Below are 6883 nucleotides of genomic sequence, written 5' to 3' on the forward strand. Positions count from 1 at the left end.
CCGAGCGCCAGGCGGACACGCCGAACGCCTAAGCGCACAGACAGGCCGCGCGACGTCAACGTCACCCCGACGATGTCCACGGGCCGATGGTGGCGAGCCCTACGGACTCCAGGGCAGTGAGCCACCAGTGCCGCGCGGCCATCGGCCCGACCGGGCGCTCCCTGTACAGGGGCACTGGTCGGGCTGCGCAAGCGCTGCGTGCGGTCAAAGACGTAGTTCCGCTGGCAAACAGCACCAGGGCCGGAGCCACGCCTATGCCCGCTCGCTGGAGCGAACGGGAGGCGGGCGGGTCGATGACAGGCGGCGAATGGTCAGAAGTTGGTTTACGCGCTGTCCACAGAGGTTCTCCTATGCGTAAGGTGTCTGCGTTGAACGTCACCGCGATTTAGAGGTCACACATGGCGTACCCCTCACCTTCGTCGCCACCAATGATTCAGACAGCGACCATAGTCGGAAACCGGCGAGCCCTAGTAAAGTTGGTCAAATGGTTAGTATTCACCGTAGGATTGGTGGTTGCGGCAACATATGCAGACTGGTTGACGCTATTTGAATCGGGACGTCCCGGAACCACTAAGGATCTATTTCAGAATGGCGAACTGTATCTTGTGAGTGTTACCTTGCTGATTGGAGCGGGGGCAGATCTAACATTCGACTGTTTTCTCGAACACCGCGGCGGGATCTCTCATGCAATCACAATGGCCACCTGCTGGCTCGGAACCGTCTGCTTCGCGGCCGCATATGGTTCATCTAAATCGAAGAGTGTCGACCATGAGAGGACTTCAGGTGCGATAGAGCCCGTGACTGCATCCATAGCAGACCAAGGCACGGTGCACTACTCGATCTGGATTTTCATAATAGTAGCCGCCTTTAGTTCGTTCGCGGTATGGTATTCAGGTGTTGGAGGCCCTCGTGTCTCTCGATAACCTCGAAGGCGGCGCGGCAATAGCGGGAGCAATTGTTGTCACGATCGGCTTGCTGGCTTCGCTGATAGCCTCCCGGATAGAACGCGGCAAGACCTTGCTTCAAGGCTCAGGTTCGGTCCAGGGGAGCGGGTGGAGCCCATTGCCCACCTGGGTGGCCGCCCTAACCGTCGTGCCGGCAGCGATCGTTGCTGTTTCTGCTGCCCTGATCGTCTCCGCGAACAACCCATCGCCGGACACGATCTCCCCGTCGACTACAGATGAACCATCGGCCAACCCCTCGGTTACCCCCACTCAGGCCGAGTCGCCTGGGCACGCCGTGCAAGTGTCAGGAGAAGACGCCGGAGGTTTGGGCAGTTGGGTACTGGTGCTCGCCGGCGGGCTACTTGTCGCCCTCGGTGTGGGTGCGATCGTTCTCTTACTTATGCGGAGACGCGAGGACGATAGCAACGACGACCACCCATCAGAAAGGCCGCAATACCGATCATGAGCGAGCAATTGCCGGATGGATGGCAACCGCCTAGAGTGACCCTTGGGCGACTCTCGGTATCGTACTCCAACGCCTGATGGCGATCTGTCAATGTGGAAGCAGGAGGGAAAAGGGTAATGACGGGCAACAGGAAGGGAATTCCGGCAACAGTTGAAGCTGCCCTTTGGGTAATCAGTAACGGTCGGTGCTATGGCCCCGCATGCCCCTTCCCCGTCATGTTCCAGGTGCGGCCGGGCGTTTACCGAAAGAATGTTCAGATTGCTCACATATATGGGGTACGGCCAGGCGCACCAAGATATCGACTAGGAATGCCGGACTCCGAACGTGATTCCTTCAAAAATCTTCTGCTGCTTTGCCTCCCGCACCATACGGAGGTCGACGACAGAAAGACTGGAGAAAAGCTCTATCCTCCGGAAACTCTGTTGGAATGGAAGAAGAACCATGAAGGCCACCACAATGCCGCACTAAACAGAATCGGGCCCGTGGATAAAGATGTCATCATGGATATTATTGCCGGCGTCTTTGAACCGCCCTTGAAGCGACTTGAGGCAATTGCTGAGCAGCTTGAAAGAACTGGCACGCTAAACGCGGAAAGCGTCGCAGAACTTAAGGAAGTTATCTCCGTCCTGACCGAGAATCCGATTGGACCGGATGCGCGAACGGTTCGCGCCCTGGCAGATGCAGCGGACAGGCTAGGCGGGGTGAGCTTTTCAAGAACGGTCGGTAGGCTTTCAGAGGCCGCCGACACCATGATGAGGGCCGCCCGGCTAATGCCGGGCCGCTAGATCGAGGATCAGAGAGTCAAAGGTCGCGAAGCGGGGACAAGCAGTCCATTGACGAGGCGTCACTCAAATGGCTGATTCACCCGCCCTCACCGCAGTCACTCGTATCCTCCCACTTAGCCTTGTCTGCTACATCCAACACGGGAATTGCCCACAGCGGTTCTAGTGGCACCTCCGTAAGCAACGAGGGTCTTTTTAGCCACGCCCTATCTCCATCCGAAAAGCGAACCTCTAGGTATTGCCCGTCTGGCCGCGCAAGGTAATTGTCGCCCCCTTCTGGTTGTAAATCGTAATTACTGTCGGTAGTTCAATCGACAGTATTGTGCACGGGGGCATCGTCGGAAGGTGGAACCAATCGTAGCTGTACGCTCGACCGCCTTCCCATTCGAGCGAGCCAAACCGTAGCTGGACTACAGACAACGGTACGGGCGCTCGATTTTGCAGTTTGAAGGACCCTGGTTCACCGGTCATCCACACAGCCACACGGGAGGCGTACCGCTTATTAAAACGGTCCTGCTCGATCTGGTTCAATCGAATCTGGCTTCTGTTAATCTCTTGTTGGTCCTCAAGTGCGCTAAGCGCCACCACAAGCGCCGGTATGGCGACCACACCAGCAACTAAAGCCCCTAATGCCTGGATTGCAACTGATGCCACCTCCGCTCTTCGGATTCTCCGTTCCTTGGTCTGCGACTCTTTCGGAATATGATATCCCGGCACATACAGTCCGCCATCTCGCCTGACCCAACTCATACGAGCCCTCCGAGGCTGAGTACCCGCCGATCTCGGGATCTGCCGTAGCGCTTTCGCGCGCGACCGGTCGGCGCCCTGAGGCCGACGCCGTCCAGTTGCGCCAATCTGTCTACCTGCTAATCGCTACTCGACCCGCGTTGCGTCGATCTACACAAACACTGACAAAGTGCAGCTTGTCCACCGGATCAGCCGGTAGAACGGTACCGCCTGTACTGCCGAAACGCTCTCTTCAGGATCAAGGCGCCGCGCAAGCGCGGCGCACGGCCCGCCCGCGCTCGGCCTGCTGGCGGCCTCCGGCCGGCATCGGCCGGCTCGGCGGGCCGCATCACCGCTGGAATCTTGACGGCACGTCGACTCAGAACATGGGGCGAGCCTCGTCCTCAGCATCATCATCCTCGTCATCGCCCCGTAGGAGGCGGTCGAGGTCTGCCGGGTTCATGCGCTTGAGCTGTGCTTCTAGCTTACGGCTGTAGTGGCGATCGTTCGGATCACTGCCGTTGCCGACAGCAACCCGACCGTACGCCTTCATGAACGGCCCGATCTCTCGCCGGAGTCGGTCACGTCGGTGCCCCATGGACCGACGGTAGACGCCGTAGGACGCTGCGGGCCAACGGTTTGTCACTCATAGCCGCCCACCGTGGCGGGTGCATGACGCCTCCGGCCGGCATCGGGTCGAGGCGGGCAGGGCCTACTCGGCTCTGTTGCGGACCTGGTGCTGTTGGTCCACTCCGATGCACGCCACCACGGACGAGGCATCAGCCGACAGGAAGAGCTGGAAGTAGTACGGCGGGCTATCCACCCGCACTCCGCCGAGGCGTAACGCCTGGTCTCCCGCATCACGCAGATGCTCGACAGCTTCCGCGAAGCCAAGCGTAGGTATCCCAGCATCCCGGGTGATCTTTTTCCGAACGCCGTATGTTGCTGCCAGTTGGCTCGCTGGGACGAGCCCGGTGGCGATGTCGAACCCGGCACCGGCGCCAAGTGCTGCCCGACACGCCTCGTACGCCTCGCCCGCCCCACTCAGCAGGGCCACCAGGGTTTCCCGCCTCACGGCAATAACGTACCGGACGAAGCACCCGGAGAGCCGTGACGATTGCGTGGGTGGTTGGCCGCCGTCATGGGCCGGGCAATCGCTGCCGCGCCGCTTCGCGGCTTGCCACCGAGGTACGGGGGCCAGGCGCGGTGACCCGGCGCCACGGCAAACCGCCTCGGCCCAAAGGCCGGGGCGGAAAGCCGTACGACGCCGGCTGGCCGCGCGCAGAGAGCCGGGCCATTCACGGGCCATAAGCCGGTGCCGTGAACGGTCACCAGCGGGCAGGACCGGGTGCCACTACCCCGCCGCTGACCAGGCACTCCGGACAAACCCGGGCAGCCGGAAACGATCTTCCAAACTGACGGTGCGGGTTCGATTCCCGTCGCCCGCTCCACGTTTTAGCAGCTCAAGGCCATGTTGATCTGGCGACGCCATCGATGAAGCTCACTCGGCGCTAGGGAAATGCTAGGGATCTTGGGTCGAATCGCCCCAAGCAAGGCCCACAACCACAACCAAGCCTCGGATGATCGACCACCGAGAGTGATCGGTTCTCTACCATGAAACGGGCATAGGTTACAGGATCGAACTGCATTCCGTAGCGACACAGGCCTGCGACCTTGGGCGCGCAATTGGCGCGGTGCAGCCGAAACTGACGGTGGCGGTTCGCACTCCGAGTGCGCCCCACCAGGGCCTTTCCGCCCAATCCGCCTCACAAGACCTCAGATCGGACCTGGTCCCTGCCGCCCACCGGCGGTCCGCTCTCTGAGTTCGCTCGGCGGATGACGCGAGACCGTGCAATCGCTTGGAGTCCGGCTCTCACTGCTCCCCGCCTCGGTTGCAGACGACCGAGGCCGAGCATGACGATAACCCTCGGGCTCGTCCAACCACTCGAGCGTGCCTTCCACCCGCTCACCTACGATCCATTCCGGACAAATAGGCACAGGACGACCACCACGACGACTGCTCATGGAGCGGGGAGAACCTGTCCGGCAGGCCGAATTCCCGGCCCCCTTCAACAAAGCCCGCTTCCGTCCATCGCCGCAGCATCCGACCCATAGCTGGGCTCGCGCGGGCTCGAAAGGACTTCATCACCGGAGCATCCGATCCGTAGTCAGATCCATCGATGAATCGACAAGTTGTCCAGCCCAGTCCAACCGCGTCCCACCCAGTCCGAACGGGTCCCCGCAGGTACGGGATTCAAGCGACACTTACCGATGTCATGGATGGCGTCTAAATCCACCCCAGTTCCAATGGGTCCGTGCCAGTACCCCGACGTCCGAGCACCCACGGAGCACCCACGGGCCCTCAGCCGCCTCGCCGAATCTGGAGCGATCGCGTGCGTGACATCGAGAGAAACAGTGGCTCACCCGTGGTAGTGCGTTCCCGACCCTATACTTGTCCCAACATTCGGGAATAAGTCTGGAGTGCGGCGGATCGCTCGACGTCCTCTTAGTACGGCAGCCGCCGTTTGAGATCTTGCTGCTCAGGCGGAGTAGACGAGGGACGGCCACCGCGTGATCGTCTGTGCGTTGTGGACACAACATCAGATCGGGCGGTGGCCGCGTGTCACAGCGTAGCCGTTGCCGGGTGGAAACGAGTGTTGGCCGGGGTGCTCGGATGCTTCGCGGGCAGGTTCGGGCGGGTGGAACCGCGTCGCGCGGCGGCGGCGTTCGTGACCGGATTACTGGCCGACATCGAGGTCAAGACGTGCTGGCAACTGGCGGAGCAGGCCGGTTACGCCCGGCCGGACGCGATGCAGCGGCTGTTGTACCGGGCGGTGTGGGACGCCGACGCCGTCCGCGATGACCTGCGGCGGCTGGTCGCCGGCCGGTTCGGTGACCCGGACGCGGTCCTGATCCCGGACGAGACGGGGGACCTGAAGAAGGGCACCCACACGGTCGGGGTGCAGCGGCAGTACACGGGCACGGCGGGGCGGATCGAGAACAGCCAGGTCGGGGTGTTCCTGGCCTACGCCAGCCGGCACGGACACACCCTGATCGACCGACGCGTGTACCTACCGGCGTCATGGACCGACGACCGCGACCGGTGCCAGGCCGCTGGCGTGCCCGACGAGATCGGCTTCGCGACCCGGTCGGAGTTGGCCGCGGACATGATCACCGCTGCCCTCGATGCCGGTGTCCCAGCGGGATGGGCCGCCGCGGACGAGGCATACGGCAACAGCAGCGTGTTTCGTGCTCACCCGCGCGGACACGGGCTCGGCTACGTCCTGGCGGTCTCCCGCAGCCACCTGGTCCCGCTCGACGGCGGCAAGACCCGCGTCCGCGCCGACCGGGTGGCCGCCGACCTACCGGCATCAGCATGGCAACGCCGCAGCGCCGGCGCCGGGTCCAAGGGTCCTCGCTTCTACGACTGGGCCTGGCTCGATGACGTCTGCACCGACGCCGACCCCGATGACGGCGGCCGGCACAGCCTTCTCATCCGCCGTAACACCACCACCGGTGAACTGGCCTTCTACCGCTGCTGGGCACCCAAGCCGGCCACCCTCGCCCAATTCATTCGAGTCGCGGGCATCCGCTGGACCGTCGAGGAGAGCTTCCAGGCCGCCAAGGGCCAGGTCGGCCTGGACCAGCACCAAGTCCGCCGCTGGGACTCCTGGCACCGCTTCACCACCCTCGCCCTGGCCGCCCTCGCTGTCCTTGCGATCAGCGCCGCCGACACCGCCACCGACGACCCCGACGAGCCGAGTGACACCGGAATGATCAAGCTCACCGTCAACGAGATCCGCCGTCTGATCAACACCCTCGTCATCCGGTCCTTCCATGACCTCGCCCACCGTTTGCACTGGTCACACTGGCGACGCCGTCATCAAGCCCGAGCCCGACGAGCCCACTACACACACCGCCTCAACCTCGAACTTCAACCATGATCCCGAACGGCGGCTGCCGTA

Annotated in this window: 6 protein-coding genes; 3 read left to right on the forward strand and 3 right to left on the reverse strand. The window is 62.6% G+C overall.

The genetic code is table 11. From position 1 onward, the window contains the following. The first annotated feature begins 894 nt into the window (after positions 1 to 894). Positions 895 to 1410, forward strand: a complete 516-nt coding sequence (locus R6Y94_RS44620) for a hypothetical protein (protein ID WP_318403387.1) — start codon at positions 895 to 897, stop codon at positions 1408 to 1410. Between the two features lie 308 nt (positions 1411 to 1718). Continuing rightward, positions 1719 to 2195 (forward strand): hypothetical protein, encoded by a 477-nt coding sequence (locus tag R6Y94_RS44625; RefSeq protein WP_318403389.1) that lies wholly within the window; start codon positions 1719 to 1721, stop codon positions 2193 to 2195. 228 nt (positions 2196 to 2423) lie between these two features. On the opposite strand, the gene R6Y94_RS44630 is transcribed toward R6Y94_RS44625, so the two are convergent. From R6Y94_RS44630 to R6Y94_RS44640, 3 genes are all read right to left on the reverse strand, one after another. Beyond that, the gene (locus R6Y94_RS44630) at positions 2424 to 2846 is read right to left on the reverse strand and encodes a hypothetical protein (protein WP_318403390.1); all 423 of its coding nucleotides are present in this window, start codon (positions 2844 to 2846) and stop codon (positions 2424 to 2426) included. Positions 2847 to 3297: 451 nt separating this feature from the next. Then, positions 3298 to 3471, reverse strand: coding sequence for a hypothetical protein (locus R6Y94_RS44635; protein WP_318403392.1), 174 nt, complete (start codon positions 3469 to 3471; stop codon positions 3298 to 3300). 159 nt (positions 3472 to 3630) lie between these two features. Continuing rightward, complete coding sequence (locus tag R6Y94_RS44640) at positions 3631 to 3993, reverse strand: hypothetical protein (RefSeq protein WP_318403394.1); 363 nt, start codon at positions 3991 to 3993, stop codon at positions 3631 to 3633. Between the two features lie 1579 nt (positions 3994 to 5572). On the opposite strand from R6Y94_RS44640, the gene R6Y94_RS44645 reads away from it, so the two are divergent. After that, positions 5573 to 6862 carry an IS701 family transposase gene (locus R6Y94_RS44645; RefSeq protein ID WP_318395470.1) on the forward strand — a complete coding sequence of 430 codons (1290 nt, stop codon included), beginning with the start codon at positions 5573 to 5575 and terminating at the stop codon, positions 6860 to 6862. Positions 6863 to 6883: the final 21 nt, after the last annotated feature.

The sequence above is a fragment of the Plantactinospora sp. KLBMP9567 genome (assembly GCF_033446045.1).
GTDB lineage: Bacteria > Actinomycetota > Actinomycetes > Mycobacteriales > Micromonosporaceae > Plantactinospora.

Bases quoted from the DNA above. Each gene is read 5' to 3' on its own strand.
- R6Y94_RS44625 (WP_318403389.1), top strand. From the start codon at position 1,719: ATGCCGGACTCCGAACGTGATTCCTTCAAAAATCTTCTGCTGCTTTGC.
- R6Y94_RS44635 (WP_318403392.1), bottom strand. From the start codon at position 3,471: ATGAAGGCGTACGGTCGGGTTGCTGTCGGCAACGGCAGTGATCCGAAC.